Raw genomic sequence first — 21,433 nt, forward strand, 5'->3', positions numbered from 1 at the left:
GCATTTTCGGGATGGCATGATCATTATGTTTGGCGGATTTGGAGGAATTGGCACCCCTCCTGCCCTTATTGACGGAATTTTGGATAATGGATTCAAAGATTTAACGCTTATTGGCAATGATTCAGGGTTTCCCCATATTGGCATCGGGAAAGTGGTAAGCCAGGGAAGGGCGAAAAAAATGATTGCCTCCCATATCGGATCAAATCCCGTTGCTGGCCAATTAATGACAGATGGGAAAATGGAAGTGGAGTTTTCGCCACAGGGAATATTGGCAGAAAGAATCCGTGCAGGGGAGTCGGCATCCCTGCCATTCTTTCCGATATTGGACTTGATAATGACATTGTAACAAGCAATAAACAAACATGTAATTTGAGTGGAAAAAAATATCTTGTTGAAACGGCTCTAACAGCTGAAATATCCATTGTCTTTGCAAAAAAAGCGGATCCTTACGGAAACTTAATTTATGACAAAAGTGCGAGAAACACAAACCCGCTTGTTGCTATGGCGGGAGATATGACCATTGCAGAAGTGGAGGAAATTGTCCCCCTTGGCAGCCTGGATCCTGATGAAATTATAACACCAGGGGTTTTTGTGGATTATATTGTCCCTTCGAAAGGAGTGAATTGGAAATGGGCATGGGAGTAGAAATCAGAGATCGCATTGCAAAACGTGCGGCTGAAGAAATAAAGAACGGGATGATTGTAAACCTTGGCATTGGAATTCCTTCGCTTGTTCCCAATCATTTGCCAGCTGGGACAAATGTGATGTTTCATGCTGAAAATGGCATTACAGGTATGGGGCCAAGTCCGGAGAAAGGGAAGGAAGATGAAAATCTCTGTAATGCTGGCGGATTTCCGGTTTCCGTTGTAAAAGGTGCTTCGTATTGTGACAGTACTATTGCCTTTGGGATGATACGCAGAGGAAGAGTTGATATGACGATCCTTGGCTCCCTGCAGGTGAGTGAAAGGGGAGATCTGGCCAATTGGATTGTCCCTGGTAAAAAAGTTCCTGGCATGGGCGGGGCAATGGAACTTGCCCAAAAAGCCAGAAAAGTAATTGTCCTTATGAACCAGACAGATAAGTATGGAAATTCAAAAATTGTGAACGAGTGCAGTCTGCCTCTTACATCTGCCCGCTGTGTAGACATGATTATTACGGAGATGGCTGTCTTTCAAATAACAAATCATGGTCTGACACTGACAGAATTGTTTGCACCGCACTCGATTCATGCAGTAAGGGCGAAAACCGGCTGCGGCTTTACCATTGCTGGGAATGTGAGAGTGATTAATTGATAGATAGTATCCTATGTTTGGCTGTGGTCTCAGAAAAGGAGTGGGAATATGAATGCTCATGCAAAGATTAAACAGTGGCTGGAAGAAAATAGGCAAAGGGGAACAAGACTTCTTCAGCAGCTTGTCCAGGAAGGAAGCATCCGTGGGAAAGAAAGCAGTGCACAGGCTGTCATCATTGAAAAATGCCGCAAACTTGGACTAACCCTGGATATTTGGGAGATTGGCAAGGAGCAATTGACCAAACATCCTGCTTTTTGTTCGGATAGAAAGGATTTTTCCGGAAATCCCAATGTAGTGGCTGTTTTGAAAGGAACAGGCGGAGGAAGGTCCCTTATCCTCAATGGCCATATTGATGTTGTTCCAGAGGGAGACCGAAATGATTGGGATCATGACCCATTTAGCGGCAGAATCGAAGATGGAAAACTATATGGCCGGGGTTCGACGGATATGAAAGGGGGAACAGTCTCACTCCTGCTTGCAATGGAAGCCATCATAACGCTTGGAATTAAGCTTAAAGGTGATGTGATATTCCAAAGTGTCATAGAAGAAGAAAGCGGAGGGGCGGGTACTCTGGCTGCTGTCCTCCGGGGATATACAGCCGACGGGGCAATCATTCCCGAACCGACAAATATGAAGCTCTTCCCAAAACAGCAGGGTTCGATGTGGTTTCGGATAACGGTAAAAGGGCGTTCTGCTCATGGAGGAACCAGATATGAAGGCATCAATGCAATCGAAAAAGCCATGACAGTTATGACAAAGCTTCAGGAACTTGAAAAATTAAGAAACATTAGAATTGAGGATCCGCTATATTCCAAGATTCCTATACCAATCCCTATAAATATCGGAAAAATAAATAGCGGAGAATGGCCTTCTTCAGTGCCGGATATTGCCATCATAGAGGGAAGGATGGGGGTGGCGCCAGATGAGGAAATGAAATCTGCGGAAAAAGAGCTGGAACAGTGCCTGAAGGAAGCAGCACAAAATGATGCGTGGCTTAAAAAAATCCTCCTCAAGTTGAATGGTTCGGCGGACGCTGGCTGCCTGGTGATTTGGAACAGGATCACCCTCTAATGACCGTAATATCGGAGTCTTTTGAAGAAGTAAAAGGCATGCAGCCGGCAGTTGAAGCATCACCCTGGGGCACGGATGGAGGCATATTATCCAAAGTGGGGAATACACCTGTTGTTGTCTTTGGCCCCGGTGTAACTGAAGCGGCCCATGATGTTAACGAGTATATCTCCTTGCAGGAAGTTTTTGAAGCTGCTGAAATCATTGCTCTGGCCATGATGGAATGGTGCGGCACTAATCAGTGAGAGGGGAAATGATGATGGGATCAATAAAAATAAGAACGGAGATACCGGGGCCGAGAGCGAAGGAATTATTGGCTAAAAAAGAGCAGAATGTGCCAAAGGGGCCGTTTAACACGATTCAGACATTTGCTGATAAGGGAAATGGAGTACTTCTGACAGATATAGACGGAAATACTTTTCTTGATTTTGCCGGGGCAATCGGCACATTAAATGTTGGCCATTGCCCGCCAAGGGTAGTGGAAGCCCTGCATGCCCAAATTGACCAATATCTTCATCCGTGCTTCCATGTCATGATGTATGAGCCTTATATTAAACTGGCAGAAAAGCTCAACAGCATTACACCTGGAAACCACAGCAAAAAAACATTCTTTTTAAGCACCGGCGCAGAGGCAGTGGAAAATGCCGTAAAGATAGCAAGGAAATATACCGGCCGAAAAGGGATCATATCATTTGAGCGGGGGTTTCATGGCCGGACCTATATGTCCATGAGTTTAACAAGTAAGGTTAAACCATATAAATATGAATTCGGGCCATTTGCGCCTGAAACATATAAATGGCCTTACCCTTATTATTACCGCAGCGAAGGTCTGAAGGAAAAAGAACATGATCTTGCCTTACTTAAAAGATTCGAAACTTTTTTCTCAGCGAGGTGCCTCCTGAAGAAATTGCTGCTGTCATTATGGAGCCTGTACAGGGTGAGGGCGGTTTTGTTATGCCGTCTTCCCGTTTTGTAAAAGGTGTAAAACAGCTTTGTGAAAAACATGGAATCCTCTTTATCGCTGATGAGGTTCAGACGGGATTTGGCAGGACTGGCAAAATGTTTGCTATGGAGCATTATGATGTTGTGCCGGATTTAATTACGATGTCAAAATCAATCGGTGCCGGATTGCCTATCAGTGCTGTAACTGGAAGGGCTGACATAATGGATTCACCGAATATCGGTGAAATTGGCGGAACTTATGGAGGCAGTCCGCTCGGGTGTACAGCCGCATTAGAAGTGATTCGAACAATTGAGGAAGAAGGATTATTAGGAAGGGCAAATGAAATCGGAAGCCTTTTTACTGAAAAATTTTCAGATCTTCCTTTAAAATATAAGCAAGTGGGTGAAGTTCGTTCTTTAGGGGCAATGTGTGCCATTGAATTTGTTAAAGATCAGGATACAAAGGAACCGAATAAGGAAATCGTTCAGGAGATCCTGTCAAAAGCGCACAAGCGCGGTCTCATTATTATGAGTGCTGGCCTCTATGGCAATATTATTCGCCTGCTTTCTCCGCTTATTACAACCGATGAACAGCTCAATGAAGGTTTAACCGTACTGGAAGAAGTAATAGGTGAATGCTGCACATAAGGAGGAATACAATGAAACAACATTTATGGATCGGCGGAAAGTTCAAGGAAACAGAGAACTACAAAGCATTGAAAAGCCCCTATAGCGGGGAAGGTATTGCAGAAGTTGCCATGGCTTCTCCTACCGATGTGAAGTCAGCGATTGATGCGGCAGATCATGCCAGAAAAATAATGGCTGAAATGCCTGCTCATAAAAGGGCAGAAATACTGGAAAATGCAGTTGCCATTATGAAGGAAGAAAAAGAAGAGTGCTCAATGATCATTGCGCGTGAAGCATCTAAACCTCTAAAGGCTGCAAGAGGAGAAGTGGACCGCACCATCATGACATATACCTTCGCTGCCCAGGAAGCGCGCAAGCTTTATGGAGAGACAATCCCAATGGATGCTGCTCCTGGAGGCGAAGGCAGGGTTGCCTATACAGTAAAGGAGCCGCTTGGAATTATCGGCGCCATCACTCCATTCAATTTTCCTATGAACCTTGTTGCCCATAAAGTGGGTCCTGCAATTGCTGCCGGAAACACGGTTGTATTAAAGCCTGCATCCCAAACGCCAATGTCGGCATATAAAATAGCTGATATTTTTCACAGAGCCGGACTTCCTGATGGAGCTCTGAATGTAATTACAGGGAGCGGCGGAACGGTAGGGGATGTGCTTGTTGCAGACGACCGCATATCGATGATTACTTTTACAGGGAGCCCTGCAGTAGGAAAGCAGATTCGGGAAAATGCAGGCTTAAAGAGAGTAACACTTGAATTGGGTTCCAATTCGGCAGTTGTAGTGGATGAGAATGCAGACGTGGAGAAAATTGTTCCGCGAATTGCAGCTGGGGCATTTGCCTTCCAGGGGCAGGTATGTATTTCCGTTCAGCGCATTTATGTCCATGAATCCCTGTACCAGACATTTGCCGAACGCTTTGTTGAGGAAGCCAAAAAGCTAAAAATCGGCGATCCGCTTAATGAAGAAACAGATATTTCTGCAATGATCTCCAAAAGCGACACCGACCGCGCGCAAAGCTGGATCGAGAGTGCCGTTAAGAGCGGAGCAGAACTTGCTCTTGGCGGAAAGGCAGCAGATAATACCCTGTATCCAACCGTCCTGCTGAACGTTGATAAATCAGAAAAAATTTCTTGTGAGGAAGCATTTGCACCTGTTGTCCATATTAATTCATTCAGCAGCTTTGAAGAGGCGCTTGCGCTTGTGAATGATTCAGATTATGGCCTGCAGGCTGGTGTTTTCACCAATGATGTGAATAAAGCCTTCAAAGCAGCAAGGGAGCTTCATGTCGGCGGTGTGATGGTTAACGATTTCCCAACCTTCCGCGTAGACCATATGCCATATGGTGGTGTAAAAATGAGCGGAATGGGACGTGAAGGCATAAAATATGCTGTTGAAGAAATGACAGAGATGAAGCTGATCAGCTTTAAAATTGACTAAGATGAAGGACAGGAACAGTAAGACCTCCACTTCGAGGATCTGGAAAAATCGTTGAGGGATAAGTGGGGGTCAAACTGCCCGTGAAGGCCCGAAAGAGAAACAAAGGAAATGCCACCTCCTGTGGCAACGTCTTTGTGACCCACTTCCTGTGGGCCTCAACTAGCAATCAGTGGCGAAAATTGAAGTTCACTATATTTGGCCGGTATTTTAATCGGCTTGGCCGGTAAAAGCGCTGATTCGGCCGAAAAAAGGCGGAATTGGCCCGTATATCCTTCATCATCTATAATGCCTGGCCGTTTGGCCGGGCAGTTTTTTAATAGAAGGGGTCTGAGCAATGAATAAAAAAGCTTCTGTAAAAACAATAAAAAAGAAAACGTTCTTGCCGAATTATACCTTGATCCATTCAATAAACGCTTAAGAGTAGACGATTATGCAGGGAAATTGGAAGATGCTGTCCATGAAGCAGAGAAAACGGCAAAAGAACACCAGTGTGAGAAATTAATTTTTAGAGGAAGAGTGGAAAATTATACGGAACTGCTTGCTATGGGTTTTCAGTGCGAAGCTGTTATTGACGGATATTTCCGGGGATCTGATCAATACTTTTTCTGCAAATATTTCTCGGACGAAAGAAGAATCAATCCACATTGGATTTCAGAAGACAGCATTATTACAAATGTAGCTGCCCTTTCAAGAAACCCGGATGTCATCATGCCTCCATCCGAATATCAGCTTATGAAAATATCAGAGCAAAATGCTGAAAAACTTGCTGCACTTTATCGGGAAGTATTTCAAATTTATCCAACACCTCTCCATGATCCCTCATATATTAAAAAGACAATCCAGGAAGGTACCATCTATTACGCATTTCAGTATAATGATGACCTTGTCAGTGCAGCTTCAGCGGAGGTCAATCTTTTTTATAAAAACGCAGAACTGACAGATTGTGCAACACTTCCGTCCCACCGTAAACATGGTTTAATGAAAATACTCCTTGAAAAATTGGAAAAAGATTTAAAATCGCAGGGTGTATTCTGTGCCTACTCCATTGCCAGAGCGCTGTCGTTCGGAATGAATGCCGTTCTGCATCAGCTGGGGTATTCCTATCGGGGCCGGCTTCTTAACAACTGTTATATTTTCGATAAACTTGAAAATATGAATGTCTGGGTAAAGAATTTGGCTGCTGAAGATTCCTGGAGCCATAAAAAATAGTGCCAGTTTTTCGGCACCATCCTGACAAATTTTCGGCACCCTTTCATATACATAAATATGGGAGGGGATTTTGATGACTGAAACTCAAAGCATTTCAAAAGAAGTTCTGGCAGCCATACTAAAGGGCATTGATGAAGGAATTCATGTTGTGGATTTGGATGGAAATACCATTTTTTATAATGAAATTGCTGCAAGGCACGATGGCCTGGAGGTTTCTGAGGTTATCGGAAGACCTGTTCTGAAAGTTTTTCCTTCATTGGATAAAGAGACAAGCACCTTACTAAAAGTAATGAAAACAAAAAAACCGATCTATAATCAGACGCAATCCTATGTTAACCTTCATGGCGCGCAAATAGAAACCATTAATACAACTCTCCCTATTACTGTAGATGGCAAAGTAGCAGGAGCTGTTGAGATTGCTAAGGACTATTCCAGATTAAAGCTTCTATCAGAAAGCCTTCTGGATTTGCGAAAAAAATAAAACAGCCTGTCAAAAAAAAGACTCCTGTTCAGAATGTACAGTACACACTGGATAGTCTTCTTACTGTAAATCAGGAAATGCAAAAAATTAAGAAGGAAGCAGCCAAACTGGCAAAGTCTGATTCCTCCATTCTGGTGTTTGGCGAAAGCGGGTGCGGAAAGGAGCTTTTTGTTCAGGGACTCCACCATGCTTCCTCAAGAGCAGCCGGGCCATTTATTGCCCAGAACTGTGCAGCTATACCTGAATCCTTGCTTGAAAGCATTCTATTCGGAACGGCTAAAGGAAGCTATACAGGAGCTGTAGACAGACCAGGGCTATTTGAATTAGCCGATGGGGGAACACTCTTCCTTGATGAAATACATGCCATGCCAATTGAGCTCCAGGCAAAACTTCTTAGAGTGCTGGAGGATGGGATTGTCAGAAGAGTGGGAAGCCCGAAGAGCACCCATGTAGATGTAAGAGTGATTGCAGCCATGAATATCCATCCAGTGGAAGCACTGGAGAGAAATCAAATCAGAACAGACTTATTTTACCGCTTAAATGTTCTTACTTTCGGGCTCCTTCCTCTAAGGGATAGGAAAGAAGATATTGAATTTCTTGCACATCATTTTATGAGGGGATTTAATCAGGTTTTAGACAAAAACCTTTCAGGAGTCGGGGAGGATGTGCTTGCCTTTTTCAGACAATATCATTGGCCCGGGAATGTCAGGGAATTAAAGCATACAATCGAATACATGATGAATGTCTGTGAAGATCATTTTCTTAAAGCAGAGGATTTGCCTGTGATAATGAAACAGCAGCTGCAAAAGGATGAACAGGCTGTTTCACTAAAGGTTCAGCCATTAAAGGCGAGCATGGAAGAACAGGAAAAAGCATTAATTAAAAAAGCCCTTCTAGAGACCAATGGAAATATAAAAAGAGCCGCAAAGCTATTGGAGGTTCCGCGGCAAACGCTGCAATATAAACTGGCAAAGTATAATATTGATATAAATAACGGGAGTCTTGTCTGCAGCAATTATGAAAGTGCCGAATAATCGGCATTTTTTTGTTTCAAAGTCACCAGTTTAATAAAAATATCCCCTCAGCTGCTAACAATCGCCACTCAGTCAGGGTTTTCATATGATAATACGAAAGCTTCAGAATTGGCATGATTCTTGCAGTATATATTTTTAAAGAAATCCATATAGGGGGAATTTAAATGAAGAACTTTTTATATAAACCGGATCGGTACTGGAAAGATATTGAGCTGTGGAAGGATGTCACAGAAGAACAATGGAATGATTGGCTTTGGCAGCTGACAAATACGATTCGCACTGTTGATGATCTGAAGAAAGTCATCAATCTCACTCCGGATGAGGAAGAAGGAGTAAGGATCTCGACCAAGACGATTCCGCTGAACATTACACCTTATTATGCTTCACTAATGAATCCGGATGATCCGCGATGCCCGATCAGAATGCAATCGGTACCAATTTCAAAAGAAATATATAAAACAAAATATGATCTTGAAGATCCTTTGCATGAAGATGAAGATTCACCTGTCCCTGGCCTGACGCACCGTTATCCTGATCGTGTCTTATTTCTGGTGACAAATCAATGCTCCATGTATTGCCGCTATTGTACACGCAGGAGATTTTCCGGTCAAATTGGCATGGGAGTGCCGAAAAAACAGCTTGATGCAGCGATCAGCTATATCAGGAGTGCCCCTCAGGTTAGGGATGTTCTCATATCTGGCGGGGATGGACTTTTGATCAATGATAATATCCTTGAGTACATTTTGAAGAATTTGAGGGAAATCGATCATGTTGAAATCATCAGAATCGGCACGCGGGCACCAGTTGTTTTTCCGCAGCGGATTACCGAAAATTTATGCAATATCCTGAAAAAGTATCATCCGGTATGGCTGAATACACATTTTAATACTTCCATTGAAATTACCGAAGATTCTAAGAGAGCGTGTGAGATGCTGGCAAATGCCGGTGTTCCAGTAGGCAACCAATCCGTGATTTTGGCTGGTATAAACGATAGCGTTCCAATAATGAAAAAATTAATGCATGATCTTGTTAAAATCCGGGTCCGGCCTTATTACATCTATCAATGTGACTTATCTGAAGGCATTGGCCATTTCCGTGCACCAGTTTCAAAGGGGCTTGAGATCATTGAAGGATTAAGAGGACATACTTCCGGTTATGCGGTTCCAACATTTGTTGTAGACGCCCCTGGCGGAGGCGGAAAAATCTCCTTGCAGCCAAATTACCTGATCTCACAAAGTGCCGATAAAGTGGTCCTTCGTAATTTTGAAGGAGTTATAACCACTTATCCGGAGCCGGAAAACTATGTTCCGGGCCGTGCTGAAGGGTATTTTAAAGAAGTTTACCCGGAAATGGATGAAAAACGGTCCAATATCGGAATAGCAGCGCTGATGAATGATCAGCAGTTTAATCTTGTACCTGAAGGGCTCGCAAGACTTGACCGCCGCGAAAAATATGAAAGCGATCCGTCCCACAGTTCATTGAAGGATAAGCGTGACAAACGCGATGAACTAAAGGAAAAGAAATTCAATGCCCAGCAGACGAAACAGAAACCAGCGGCTGAAACGAATGCAGAGACCGCATCGGCAAAGGAATAGGAGGTTCATAATGCAAAGTAAATGTGCATGGTGTGAAAGCCAGAATATAAATGAAAGCAGGGAAACCGTTTATTGGGAGCTGCCTGATGGAACAAGGGCCATCCAAATTAATGAGACACCTTCCATTTCCTGCAGGGATTGTGAAATGGTTTACCAGTCAGAAGATCTCGTTAAGGAGATTGAGGACCAACTATTTTTGATTGATGTGAAAAAGATTGGAAAAGAGATTAGTTTCGAAAAGCTGATGGAGCAGCCAAGGCTGCTGAAGCGAAATTATTTCGATTTCTCTTCCTATGATAAGTAAGTGATAAGGGCAGCCCGTAAAGCTATGCGGGCTGCTTTTTCTATGTAATAGTAGACGAACTGAGCACAATTCGATTATAGTAGAAAATAAATTAATGAACGACAGAATAAAGGGGAAGGCGTTATTATGTCCAAAACTTTCTATCACTTTTTAATGAAATACAGACACCCTGTACCAAAGGACGACATCAGCCGTTTTGCAAATGAGGCATATGAGGATCACAGCTTTCCGAAAACAGCCTATGAGTATGATGAGGTCAGCTCTTACCTCGAATTGAATGGAAGTTATCCTGAGAGCATGTCTGTATTTGATGAAGTCTGGCAATTGTATATACTTTCTGAAAGCTAAATGAACACTTTGAAACACTCCGGCACAGGAGTGTTTTTTTATTTGGCTGTTTTCGTAAAGGTTGTTGCTTTTGGGCAGGTAACTAATTTATGAGTTGATTGGAGCGGAAGGCACTTGATCCTCGAAAATGCTGACGCATTTCCTTCGTGCTGTGCCCATCCGAGGAAGCTTATTCAATGTCCTGCGGGAGGAGAGGGAAGTGTGAGACCCCGCAGGCGAAGCCGAGGAGGCTCGCATTCCTCCCCGCGGAAAGCAAGTGCCTGGAAATCAACGGGCAGTATTCAAAAATAAAAATCATCAATCATTGAAAAAGAGCCATTTTTTTTGAGAATGGCTTTTGATTGATTGTGATGAACGTACGGACGATTTTCATAAAAAGTGCATATACTATTGTATTCAATACTCACGACTCAGTCATTGAGAGGATGGAGGAAATGAGCAAAAAGAAGAAACCAAAGTACAAAATCGGTGATACAGTCGTGATCACTATTTATGGTACAGTCGGAAAAGTAACAGATGTGAAATGGCTAGATGATATGTACGTCTATGAAGTCAATAAAAGTGAAGGTCTATATATGGAATCCAGCCTTCAAATGCTTTCTGAGTATGAAGGTGAGATTATGGAAAAGGAGCATATTGACATCGAATATAAATACTTTTTTGGTGACCTTGTCCAAGTCAAGGGGTATGGTTCGGATCTCTTCAAAATAGTAGGCTTCAGGACGGAAATTTGGAGATACAAAGAAGATGCATGGGAAGATGTTATTTATGAGCTTTCGAGAATTAATGACGGGGAATGGCTGGAGGCTGGAGAGGAAGAGCTGACACTCGTTGCGGATGCTGAAAGTGCAGATGCTTTTATTCAGAAGCTGGGACTCCTTTATATGATCAACAAAAAAGAAAAGCTGCCTGAATTAAAGGATTCTGCTCATTCATTCCGAAAGGCAGAAAAGGAATTGCTTGAAGGCATTAAAGAAAGAAAAGTGCTTATTGATGGTTTGCTTGATATATATAATGATTATCGTATACTTTATGAAATGTTTCAGGATGATGAGTATAAGCATATCATGCGGGTTATACTCAGAAAACTGAAGCATATTGCCAATAATGATGATAAGAGCACTGTGTAAAGCAGCTCAGGGGTCTCAGCTCTTCTTAGAGCCATGTGATTAGGAGATACAGTAAAAATGGTATGCAAAACCATATGACCAGCTTATACCAGACATTTAATAGATTGCTATAAAAATTGATAATGGAGCTTTCTTCACGATTGACATCTTCTTTAATGATTAGGGCCAGTCTGGATATACTTGACATGTCGCTGCCTCCTCAATTTCTGAATAAAATGGATCGTTGTTAGATGCTTATCCTATATGTATGTCCTAATTGAAGAAAAATGCACTTTAAGACAAAATAAAGAATATGACTTTTCTGAAAGTTGTTTTGCATGAATCCAGGTAGTGCTTCATACATTTTGTACAAAGGGGGCGTTGCTGTGAAGGAAATAGAGGTCGTAATAGATACGGAAGAAATTGCTGAGTTTTTCTTTCATGAGCTGGCAAAAAGAGGTTATGTGCCTACTGAAGGAGAATTGGATGAGCTTGCAGATATCACATTTGAATACCTGCTGCAAAAGTGCATCATTGATGAAGAAATTGAAGATGATTAATATAGAAAAATGACGAGGAAAGGTGCTCGTCATTTTTTTGCGGAGCAGCAGGAACACCATGCGCATACATATTCTGAAAATTCGAATTGCAAGCATACATCATTTTTCAAGAAAACGCTGAGAAATATAAAGCGATTTCCGCAAATATAAAAAATTTATGGCAGCACATTTGAAAAATGAAACTTTTCTTGTTATAAGCTCGTATATCTAAATGAAGCTAGTGCTTTGTGTTATTTATAAATAAAGACCGCCGGAAATGTTTAAAAAGTTGGCCGGATGGAAGGTAAACCTTCTATTGGAAAGGAAAAAATAAAAAAAGAACTAGGGAGAGAAGCATATGTCATTTTTTAATAAAGTCCTGGCAAGTGTTGGAATTGGATCGGCAAAAGTCGATACGAAACTTGAGAAGGATTCAGCAGCTCCAGGAGAAGCTCTCAGAGGCGTTGTTGAGATTACAGGGGAAGCACCGAACAGAAAATCGATGATATTTATCTTTCATTGAATACTACTTACATTAAAGAATCAGATGATAAAAAATATACAGTCTCAGGTTTGATTGACCGTTTCAGGCTCGCTCACTCCTTCACCCTGGCGGCGAATGAACGAAAGGAAATTCCATTTACCTTTAATCTTCCAACTGACACACCTTTGTCTTTTGGGAAGACAAAAATTTGGGTGGCGACAGGACTGGATATAAAAAACGCGGTGGATCCTGCTGATAAGGATTATATTCGAGTCGTGGCAAACCCGCTAATGGATTCTGTATTGAACGCTGTATCGAGTATGGGATTCCGTTTGCGGGAAGCAGAATGCGAACAGGCTCCGCATCGCCTCCGCAGCAGGCTGCCGTTTATCCAAGAGTTTGAATTTGTTCCAGTCTCCGGTCCTTACAGAGGAAAGCTGGATGAACTGGAAGTTGTATTTTTTCCACAGGCAAATGGAGAGACTGAGATCATGATTCAAGTAGACCGCAAAGCGAGAGGGTTGGGAGGATTCCTGGCAGAGGCACTGGAAATGGATGAAACCTTTGTCCGTTTCACTGTTACAAATGCAGATATTCCTTATATGCAGCAAAAGCTTCAGTCTGTCATTGCAAAATATGCTTAAAATTTATGCTGACGAAAACGATGGGTGACGCCCATCGTTTTTACATGCTCAGACTCAGACTGCAGCATGGGACTGCATATAGCTATGCAAGAAGTGTTTTGAAAAAATCCTGACCTTTTAAAAAGGGGTTATTAACACGTAAATGATTGAGTCGGGAATTCTCTTCTCATCATCGGAAATAATTCCGTGAACACCAAGCCGCTGCATGTCTGCAAACTGGTATTGTTTGCTAATGGTCCACGAGTATATCTCATAACCGAATAACTCAGCTTGATTAATGAAGGACTTGGAAAGTAAGAGATGATGAACAGATAAGAAAGAGGCAAATTCGCGGTAGGATGCCAAATGAAACAAATCCAGGTGCTTGCTCAGCAGCAGGCCTGCAGGAATTTCGGGAGCAAGCTGGTGAAACTTTTTTATCTCATTAATATGGAAAGATTGGACCTTAATCTCATTGTCAGGTTTAAAAGAATGTAACATATTTGCCAGAATTTCTGTCATGCCAGGCTGATTTTCAGGTGATTTCATTTCAATTATGATTCCTGTTTTTCCGCTGACTTCTTTTAAAACTTCATTTAATAAAGGGATCCTTTCCCCGGCATACGCAGGAGAAAACCAGGATCCTGCATCCAGCTTTTTTATTTCCTTAACCGTCAAATCCTCAATCAGCCCCTCTCCGTCGGTAGTGCGCATAACATTAGCGTCATGAATTACGACAAGCTGTTTATCCTTGCTCAGCCTCACATCTAATTCGATATAGTCAAAGCCCAGTTCAATAGCTTTTTCAAAGGATGCCAGCGTATTTTCCGGTGCAAGAGCGGATGCACCTCTGTGTGCGATAGACTGAAAAGGCATGAGTGGCTGAAAAAAATAAGAAATAGTCATTAGTAACAATCCGATGAGGATTGAATATAAAACAGGCTTTTTAGATACCCGCAATTCTTCACCCCCTTAAAAGACTTTTATACATAATATGCAGATTAAACACTTTTGAAAGCGTTTTCTCTGTGAAAAAAACCTTAAATCGACAAAAGTAGTATTTTTTTGATGGAGGAAACGACAAGAAAAATGGCTAATTAAACAGTAATACAAAATTGTTTTTAGAAATTTGGCGGGCAAGTAAAAAAATGTCATTAAAAATGCTTATGAAGACCTTATTTGTCAAAACAGCTGAATTTGTCTGATAGGTAAATCAGACAAAAAAGCGGATGCATAGAATGTGAGGGGGATGCAAATGCTGAAGGAACTAACAAGAATCAAAAGAAAAGAATATGATGTGACAATCTTTCAAACACCGAAATTTAGGGACAAAAAAGGCTTTCAGCAAGTATATCGCCTAAATGTCGAAGCTTTAACCCATGTGGAATGTCTTGATTCAGTTTTTAGGAAGTTTAATGTGCTTGACAGGATTCCCGGGGATTTTGATGGCCGATTTATTTCCACAGGGGATATACTCTATATTGATGAAGGCAGAAGAGGGCAATTTTATTATCAGCTAAAGCCGGGCGGCTGGGAAGAAGTTAATCGAATACATATACGCTAAAGAACAAAAGCGGAAGTGCCTTGATCAGATGAACTCTAACTAAAACCGCCACTTCCTGTGGCGCACACCCTGTGCAGGTCCGACAGGCATAAGTCGAATCACCCAAAGCTACTTTGGTCGGAGCGATGTATCGCTGCCGAAGCATTCCTTGGCCCGATTTCTGGAGTAATTTGGCTTATGACCCGAGGTGCTGGGCGGTGGAGCTGATGCAGATATCTTTTTCTAAAAGTTATTCACATCGTTATTTTTTATAAATTCCCTTAACAATGAAATAGCAGGAGGGCACTATAGCTCTCCTGCTTATTTTATTAAATATTTTATTCCGTAATGTTTGATCCTGGACTATTTTTGCGTTTATTGGCAGTGTATTCCTTGCCGTGGGCTTCTTGCTCTGCAATAATGGCTTCAGCAGGAATATGATTATTTTTCTTTGGAGAATTTATACGGTTGCGGTGCTTTTTTCCCATCCTAATCCCTCCGATTATCGATTGCTTTTTGTTTTGACTGTTTTGGATGTATGGGGCTCGGTATTAGCCCTCGAAGATGGATTTGTCTCGTTGGCATGCTGTACGGCCTGCCTGAGTTTTTTGCTCATTCCTTTTTGCGGCATGATTACAACCTCCTTTGGAAAAGCTAAAAATAGCTTTCCCGTACAGTGAAAAAACATGCCTTATGTAATTTGTTTCTAAGTGATGGCACATATGGTATAGTTTGACTTGGAAGCATTTACAGTGGCTTCAGAATTAATTTGGAGGTTTTGATTATGAGCATACATATCGGTGCTAAAGAAAACGAAATTGCGGAAACGGTCCTGCTCCCTGGAGACCCTCTGCGTGCAAAATATATTGCAGAAACATTTTTGGAAAATGCAGAATGCTACAATGAAGTCCGCAACATGTTTGGCTATACAGGAACGTATAAAGGGAAACGCATATCAGTTCAGGGCACAGGCATGGGAGTGCCATCCATTTCCATTTATATTAATGAACTTATGCAGAGCTACAATGTTCAAAACTTAATTAGAGTAGGCACATGCGGTGCAATTCAAAAAGATGTGAAAGTTAGGGATGTAATCCTGGCAATGAGCTCTTCTACAGATTCCCAAATGAACAGGCTTACATTTGGAGGGGTAGACTTTGCGCCGACAGCTAACTTCGACCTTCTGAAAAAAGCCTATGATGCAGGTGTTGAAAAAGGATTAAACCTCAAAGTCGGAAATGTATTCACAGCAGATATGTTCTATAATGATAATGCTGAACACGAAAAATGGGCACAATATCAGATTTTGGCGATTGAGATGGAAACGGCTGCGCTTTATACACTTGCAGCGAAGTTTGGCCGTAAGGCGCTTTCTGTCTTAACAGTCAGCGATCATATCCTTACAGGTGAGGAAACAACTTCTGAAGAAAGACAAACCACCTTCAATGAAATGATTGAAGTTGCACTTGAGGCGGCTGTTAAAGAATAAAGGAAATGGAAACTGGTTCATTGTGAGCCAGTTTTATTTTTTTTGAGTTTAAATAAAAAAATCTGCCAAAAGCAATTTGTGCCGTTTGTCCTGTTTTTCACACAATTATGGACTAGTTGACTTGTAGTGTTAAAATAGTAATGTTGCAAAGAAAAAGAAAAGCAGCAGCGCCTAGCCCGAGGGGCAGGGTGCTTGCGCTAGACAAAAAAGTCAGGTGAAAATGAATGAAGAAAATCATAATTATGGCAGGGACCCTTAGCCTCCTGCTCTCCGGCTGCAGCAAGCTCGATCCTTATATGGAGAAGGTTCAGCCGCTTATTGAAAAAATTCCATTTCTGGGAGGAGAAAAAAGTCTTGAGGAACCTCCTCTAGAAGATGAATCCTCAAAAGAAGAAGAAAACAGTGCTGAGGAAGCAGGCAATGAAGGCAAAGAAGAAATTCAAAATGATCCTCTTTCATTGGAAGCGGCATATTTTAATGATGTTAAAGTTGTCGATGGAAGAAATATAATTCAGAATCCTGAAAATGTGATGGCCCTCGTGAATAAACAGTTCAGTCTTCCGGATGGCTATGAACCTTCCAAGTTAATGATTCCTGATGTCGCATTTTCTTATGGGAAATTAGATTTGGAAAAAAGCTATTTGCGGCAGGACGCTGCCCAGGCTTTGGAAAAGCTATTTACCGGAGCGCTAAATGAAGGTGTTGAATTGTTTGCAGTTTCCGGATACCGTTCATTTACCAGGCAATCACAGGTTTTTGAAGCAGAGGTAAGCAAAGTAGGAAAAGAAAAAGCAGTTCAGGCAGTTGCCATTCCGGGCAGCAGTGAACATCAGACAGGCCTTTCAATGGATATCTCAAGCAGAAGTGCAAATCTTGAACTTTCAGAAGAATTCGGGGAAACCAGGGAAGGAAAGTGGCTTGCTGAAAATGCACATCGCTACGGATTTATCCTCCGCTACCCTAAAGGAAAAGAAGGCATCACAGGTTATAAATATGAGCCTTGGCATTTCCGCTATGTTGGGACTGAAGCAGCAACAGTCATTTACGAAAAGAAATGGACTTTGGAAGAATACTTCGATATTGTTAAAAAGATCTAAGAGGCCACAAAGGCCTCTTTTATTTTCCTTTTTGCTTGGGGCTGCTTTTCCCTGATTGAAAATAAAATATAACTGCTAAAATGAAGGGAACAGCGGGAAGTGCAGACAGGATGCGGAGAGCGTTTTCTGCCCCAGTTAAATAATAGCCTAAGGGCAGAAGTAGAAAAAAGCTTGATAGAGCAAGTTTCCATGACTGATTCATGATTCCTGCAATAAGGCAGATCAATGAAACTGCGAAACTTAACCATAATACTGCGATTATCATTATAATTCACTCCTTAAAAAAGTGATGGGAGGCTCGAGGGAAGGCTGGTGTATAGGATTAGGCGGATGCTTGTGGATTTTTAAAATGAGACTATATAATAAAATATGGTCTATGCCGGCTAAACATTAATCTTTTATTTTTCTCGATGTTTATATTGAGGGGAAGTATGAATCCTGTGTTGGCATACATCAAGCCGCCGACTGTTGACTCGATGTTTATTAACACCCTTAAATGAGGTAATAATAAACTAAGGTTTTACAGGTGAAAAGGAGGTTCATACATTGGAAAAAGTTTCACTTAAAGTTGCGGGCATGACCTGCAGCCACTGTGAAGAGGCGGTCAAAAATGCCCTTCTCTCCATTGATGGTGTGGCAAGCGTCGCCATTGCCTTTCACGACGAACATGCAGAAATCGAGTATGACCCGAAAAAAGCTGATAAGGAAAACTTAATAAAAGCGATAGAAGATCAAGGCTATGGGGTAGCCTAACATAAGAAGGAGCGCTTTAGCATTTTTCGCTGGCGCTCTTTCAATTTTTACACATATGCATTTTTCTTTGTTATTTTTTCGATAAAAATGTTATTCTAATCATTAAGGATTCTACATAGTTATTTTACGGTAATGAAAGTGGTGAAGAGTTTGCAAAATGAAGATCTAAACAAAGAAACTTCCGAAACACCCGATAATAACCATTCAGGTTTTATCCGCATGAAAAAGTTTCATTTTGTAATGCTGCTGTTTTTTATTGTTTTCCTTTCAGCTGGAATTACTACCTTTGCACTGGCTTTTGGAGATGAAAAAGCAGTAGATGTTGGAACTGGCGATAGAAGGGAATTTGATAAGTTTTATACAGCTTATGATACCCTTAAAACAAACTACTTCCAGGAAGTTGACCAGGATAACCTTATAAATGGCGCTATTAACGGTATGCTTGAAGCGCTGGATGATCCATACTCAGACTATATGAATGAGGAAGAAGCCAAAAGCTTCCATCAGAGTATTTCATCCTCATTTGAAGGAATCGGAGCTGAAATCCAGGAACAGGAAGGCTACATTGTAATTGTTTCACCATTAAAAGGTTCACCTGCTGAAAAAGCCGGGCTTAAACCGAATGACAAGGTCCTGTCCGTTGATGGAAAAAGTCTTCAGGGGATGAGTTCGACTGAGGCCGTTATGCTGATCAGAGGTGAAAAGGGCACTAAGGTAGAACTTTCAGTTCAGCGCCCTGGTTCAGATGAGCCTATGAATATTTCCATTACTCGTGATACTATTCCCCTTGAAACCGTCTATGGGGAAATGCTTGAAGATGGTATTGCAAAAGTGCAGATTACTACTTTCTCGGAAAATACTTCTAAAGAGCTGGTGGAAACTCTGAATGATCTGCAGAAGCAGGGCATGAAAGGGTTAATTCTTGATCTTCGCCAGAATCCTGGGGGTCTTTTGGATCAGGCGGTGGAAATTTCCAGCCTGTTTGTCCCGGATGGCGAGATTTTATTCCAAATTGAAGACCGCAATGGAAACAGGGAAGAAGTTAAATCAACGAAAGAGGAAAACCCGAATATTCCTTTAGTAGTTGTAATTGATAAAGGAAGCGCAAGTGCATCAGAAATTTTGGCCGCCGCAGTACACGAGTCTGCAGATGTGCCGCTTGTCGGTGAAAAGTCGTTTGGAAAGGGCACAGTCCAGCGTGCACAGGACTTCTCCGATGGATCAAACATGAAATTCACTACTGAAAAATGGCTCACACCGGATGGGAATTGGATTCATAAAAGGGAATAACACCGGATCACAAAGTGGCCTTGCCGGATTATGCTACACTGCCATTTATTAATCCTGACACTGAATTAAAGCTTTCTGTTTCTTCAGCTCAGGTTAAAGCAGGACAGCAAATGCTAAAAGCACTTGGATATGATCCTGGAAGAGAAGACGGTTTCTTTGATGAAAAAACAGAACAGGCTGTCAAAGAATTTCAGGCCGCCGAAAAGCTTGAGCAAAATGGAGTATTATCAGGGCAGTCTACCCTTAGACTGATGGAAAAACTCCGTGAAAAAATTGATCAAAATGATACGCAAATTCAAAAAGCAGCCGAAGTGCTGAAAGAACAAATAGAATCTTAAGGCAAAAGCTCTCCATTTTTGGAGAGCTTTTTTCTGTTGATACATGTATTCCTGTTATAGAAAATGGGTATATAAAGCATTCATCTTTCCCACAATGATAGTAAACTTTACTATAAGCAGTGCAGGGGTGATTCGCTTGAAGAATATAATAATTGTCTTTTTATTGGCTGCAGCCATCCTGTCCGGCTGTACTTCCTATCAGCAAAAAGAAGATCCAAATGAGGTAAGGCAGGATTCTGGAGCTGATGGGGTTGAAAAGGAAGGTAAAAAGCCATCCGCTATTGGAAATGAAACGAAAAACTTTTTGCTCATTGGTGTTGACAGCAGGGGAGAAGAGGATTCACGTTCAGATGCTATTCTTCTGGCCAGTTATATACCTTCTGGAGAATCGATTAAATTGGTCTCTTTAATGAGGGACAGCTATGTAAAAATTCCTGATTATGAATATATGTACAGCAAACTGAATCATGCTTATTATATAGGCGGCAAGGACTTATTAAAGGATACAATAGAGCAAAACTTCGGAGTCCAAATCGATCATACAGCAATTATCGATTTTAAGGGATTTACAAAAATGCTTGATGCCATTGCTCCGGATGGAATTGAAGTGGAAGTCAGTTCTGCAATGATTGACGATATGGGATTGGAATTGGATCCTGGCAAGCAAAAACTTAAGGGGAGCGACCTATTATCGTATGTCAGATTTCGCCATGATGGACAAAGTGATTTTGGGAGAGTGGACAGGCAGCAGGAGATTTTGATAGAGCTTAAAGATGAAGTGATGAATCAATTCTCTTCACCTGCCGGTTTGGCAAGATTTCCGGAAGTGATCAGCCAGGCATTGAAATACGTTGAAACTGACTTAAAGATTGAGGAAGCAATAGCCTTAGGTGTTTCATTTTTAATGGATCCTGTTACTGATATTGAAACACTGAGGGTGCCGATTACAGACAGTTTTGAAAATAAAACCTATGAGCATGCCGGATCGGTTCTCCAGCTGGATTTTGAAGAAAACTCAGAAGCACTGAAGCAGTTTCTGAAGGCTGAAAAAGAATAGTTCCGAAAAAAGAGCCGAAGAGCTCTAAAAAAGTAAATGAGGAGCCAGTGGGGCTCCTCATTTACTTTTTCTGCAGACCGCAATCCCAAAAGGGTAGTGTTTGCCTTCTCTTTTCGGTTCAATAAGAACACTTCTCTGATAATAAAATTCCGTCTCTCCGTATGCCTTAAACAGATCAGTGAATTCATTTTCAGTCAGCTGATGATAATGGAATGGCTCTCTTGTTGGTTTTCCCCTTCCAGCGCCGAATGGAGTGGATAAAATGAGAGTCCCTCCAGGCTTTAGCATTTTATAAAGGCTGTTAAGAAATATTTCTTCTGATTCCAGGTGTTCAAGCGTTTCAAAGCTCGTTATCACATCAAAGAATCCCAATTGATCTGGGAGGATTTCATCTTCTGCATTGGCCTGTACATATTGCACAAGAGGATGATAATGGTGCTGCCTGGCATATTTCAGTGTATCTCCATCAACGTCTACTGCGATTATTTCATTGATTTCTTTTTCTTGGCTTTTGCCATGATTTTTGAGCCGTACCCCGTTCCGCAGGCAATATCGAGGACTCTTCCTCTTGCATAATAAAGGGCAAAATAGTAACGCGCCAAATGTTCCAGAAGCATTCCGTTTGTAATCGGCATTTCCTCCGGTATGATTCTTTCCCCGGTATTTTCGAGCATATTAACTCCACCATCCTTATTAGAGATTATAGCAAATATGACTTAAGGTTTGTATGGACTGAGAAAATCATATACAATGTGTC

General features: G+C 41.7%; 18 protein-coding genes and 7 pseudogenes. 19 read left to right on the forward strand and 6 right to left on the reverse strand.

What is annotated here, in order from left to right; genetic code table 11:
* The first annotated feature begins 16 nt into the window (after positions 1–16).
* The 11 genes and pseudogenes from M5V91_RS02330 to yodN all read left to right on the forward strand — a co-directional run bounded on the left by M5V91_RS02330 (position 17) and on the right by yodN (position 11,484).
* Positions 17–645, forward strand: a pseudogene (locus tag M5V91_RS02330) (CoA transferase subunit A).
* Positions 630–1,292 carry a 3-oxoacid CoA-transferase subunit B gene (locus M5V91_RS02335; protein ID WP_019379703.1) on the forward strand — a complete coding sequence of 221 codons (663 nt, stop codon included), beginning with the start codon at positions 630–632 and terminating at the stop codon, positions 1,290–1,292. The pseudogene M5V91_RS02330 and the gene M5V91_RS02335 overlap by 16 nt, the downstream one beginning before the upstream one ends.
* A 48-nt stretch (positions 1,293–1,340) precedes the next feature.
* Positions 1,341–2,605: pseudogene (locus tag M5V91_RS02340) on the forward strand (peptidase).
* A gap of 11 nt (positions 2,606–2,616) precedes the next feature.
* A pseudogene (gene gabT, locus M5V91_RS02345) lies at positions 2,617–3,950 on the forward strand (4-aminobutyrate--2-oxoglutarate transaminase).
* Positions 3,951–3,961: 11 nt separating this feature from the next.
* Complete coding sequence (locus M5V91_RS02350) at positions 3,962–5,383, forward strand: aldehyde dehydrogenase family protein (protein WP_071157288.1); 1,422 nt, start codon at positions 3,962–3,964, stop codon at positions 5,381–5,383.
* Positions 5,384–5,824: 441 nt separating this feature from the next.
* Complete coding sequence (gene ablB, locus M5V91_RS02355) at positions 5,825–6,592, forward strand: putative beta-lysine N-acetyltransferase (protein ID WP_284521700.1); 768 nt, start codon at positions 5,825–5,827, stop codon at positions 6,590–6,592.
* Positions 6,593–6,665: 73 nt separating this feature from the next.
* Positions 6,666–8,107 (forward strand): annotated as a pseudogene (locus tag M5V91_RS02360) (sigma-54 interaction domain-containing protein).
* Positions 8,108–8,271: 164 nt separating this feature from the next.
* On the forward strand, positions 8,272–9,702 hold the full coding sequence (gene kamA, locus M5V91_RS02365) for a lysine 2,3-aminomutase (protein WP_009332586.1): 1,431 nt from the start codon (positions 8,272–8,274) through the stop codon (positions 9,700–9,702).
* A 10-nt stretch (positions 9,703–9,712) separates the two neighbouring features.
* A complete protein-coding gene (locus M5V91_RS02370; RefSeq protein ID WP_071157292.1) occupies positions 9,713–10,006 on the forward strand; it encodes a YokU family protein in 294 nt (97 codons plus the stop codon).
* 126 nt (positions 10,007–10,132) lie between these two features.
* Entirely contained in the window at positions 10,133–10,354 is a 222-nt protein-coding gene (locus tag M5V91_RS02375; RefSeq protein ID WP_251175754.1) for a YozE family protein, read from the forward strand.
* 434 nt (positions 10,355–10,788) lie between these two features.
* Positions 10,789–11,484 carry a germination protein YodN gene (yodN, locus tag M5V91_RS02380; RefSeq protein ID WP_019379695.1) on the forward strand — a complete coding sequence of 232 codons (696 nt, stop codon included), beginning with the start codon at positions 10,789–10,791 and terminating at the stop codon, positions 11,482–11,484.
* A 25-nt stretch (positions 11,485–11,509) separates the two neighbouring features.
* On the opposite strand, the gene M5V91_RS02385 is transcribed toward yodN, so the two are convergent.
* Entirely contained in the window at positions 11,510–11,671 is a 162-nt protein-coding gene (locus M5V91_RS02385; protein WP_251175753.1) for a hypothetical protein, read from the reverse strand.
* Between the two features lie 178 nt (positions 11,672–11,849).
* Here M5V91_RS02385 and M5V91_RS02390 point away from each other — a divergent pair, with 178 nt between their 5' ends.
* On the forward strand, positions 11,850–12,023 hold the full coding sequence (locus M5V91_RS02390) for a YozD family protein (RefSeq protein ID WP_009332582.1): 174 nt from the start codon (positions 11,850–11,852) through the stop codon (positions 12,021–12,023).
* A gap of 337 nt (positions 12,024–12,360) precedes the next feature.
* Positions 12,361–13,130: pseudogene (locus tag M5V91_RS02395) on the forward strand (sporulation protein).
* 117 nt (positions 13,131–13,247) lie between these two features.
* Here the strand turns inward: M5V91_RS02395 and M5V91_RS02400 are convergent.
* Positions 13,248–14,069, reverse strand: a complete 822-nt coding sequence (locus tag M5V91_RS02400) for a glycerophosphodiester phosphodiesterase (RefSeq protein WP_284521701.1) — start codon at positions 14,067–14,069, stop codon at positions 13,248–13,250.
* A 295-nt stretch (positions 14,070–14,364) separates the two neighbouring features.
* On the opposite strand from M5V91_RS02400, the gene M5V91_RS02405 reads away from it, so the two are divergent.
* Complete coding sequence (locus M5V91_RS02405) at positions 14,365–14,673, forward strand: YodL domain-containing protein (protein WP_009332579.1); 309 nt, start codon at positions 14,365–14,367, stop codon at positions 14,671–14,673.
* 317 nt (positions 14,674–14,990) lie between these two features.
* Here M5V91_RS02405 and yoyE read toward each other — a convergent pair whose 3' ends face one another.
* The gene (yoyE, locus tag M5V91_RS02410; protein WP_009332577.1) at positions 14,991–15,140 is read right to left on the reverse strand and encodes a protein YoyE; all 150 of its coding nucleotides are present in this window, start codon (positions 15,138–15,140) and stop codon (positions 14,991–14,993) included.
* 14 nt (positions 15,141–15,154) lie between these two features.
* Positions 15,155–15,283, reverse strand: a complete 129-nt coding sequence (locus M5V91_RS02415; RefSeq protein ID WP_009332576.1) for a hypothetical protein — start codon at positions 15,281–15,283, stop codon at positions 15,155–15,157.
* A 153-nt stretch (positions 15,284–15,436) separates the two neighbouring features.
* Here M5V91_RS02415 and deoD point away from each other — a divergent pair, with 153 nt between their 5' ends.
* Positions 15,437–16,141 carry a purine-nucleoside phosphorylase gene (gene deoD, locus M5V91_RS02420; protein ID WP_009332575.1) on the forward strand — a complete coding sequence of 235 codons (705 nt, stop codon included), beginning with the start codon at positions 15,437–15,439 and terminating at the stop codon, positions 16,139–16,141.
* Between the two features lie 224 nt (positions 16,142–16,365).
* Positions 16,366–17,238 carry a M15 family metallopeptidase gene (locus M5V91_RS02425; RefSeq protein ID WP_251175751.1) on the forward strand — a complete coding sequence of 291 codons (873 nt, stop codon included), beginning with the start codon at positions 16,366–16,368 and terminating at the stop codon, positions 17,236–17,238.
* 19 nt (positions 17,239–17,257) lie between these two features.
* Here M5V91_RS02425 and M5V91_RS02430 read toward each other — a convergent pair whose 3' ends face one another.
* On the reverse strand, positions 17,258–17,503 hold the full coding sequence (locus M5V91_RS02430) for a hypothetical protein (protein WP_251175750.1): 246 nt from the start codon (positions 17,501–17,503) through the stop codon (positions 17,258–17,260).
* Positions 17,504–17,784: 281 nt separating this feature from the next.
* On the opposite strand from M5V91_RS02430, the gene M5V91_RS02435 reads away from it, so the two are divergent.
* The 3 genes and pseudogenes from M5V91_RS02435 (at position 17,785) to M5V91_RS02445 (ending at position 20,676) form a co-directional block, all read left to right on the forward strand.
* Complete coding sequence (locus M5V91_RS02435; protein WP_009332572.1) at positions 17,785–17,991, forward strand: heavy-metal-associated domain-containing protein; 207 nt, start codon at positions 17,785–17,787, stop codon at positions 17,989–17,991.
* A 132-nt stretch (positions 17,992–18,123) separates the two neighbouring features.
* Positions 18,124–19,619 (forward strand): annotated as a pseudogene (locus M5V91_RS02440) (lmo1851 family serine protease).
* Between the two features lie 127 nt (positions 19,620–19,746).
* Positions 19,747–20,676, forward strand: a complete 930-nt coding sequence (locus M5V91_RS02445) for an LCP family protein (RefSeq protein WP_254786579.1) — start codon at positions 19,747–19,749, stop codon at positions 20,674–20,676.
* Between the two features lie 57 nt (positions 20,677–20,733).
* Here the strand turns inward: M5V91_RS02445 and M5V91_RS02450 are convergent.
* Positions 20,734–21,350: pseudogene (locus M5V91_RS02450) on the reverse strand (class I SAM-dependent methyltransferase).
* Positions 21,351–21,433 lie beyond the last annotated feature (83 nt).

Source organism: Cytobacillus pseudoceanisediminis, from assembly GCF_023516215.1.
Lineage (GTDB): Bacteria > Bacillota > Bacilli > Bacillales > Cytobacillaceae > Cytobacillus > Cytobacillus pseudoceanisediminis.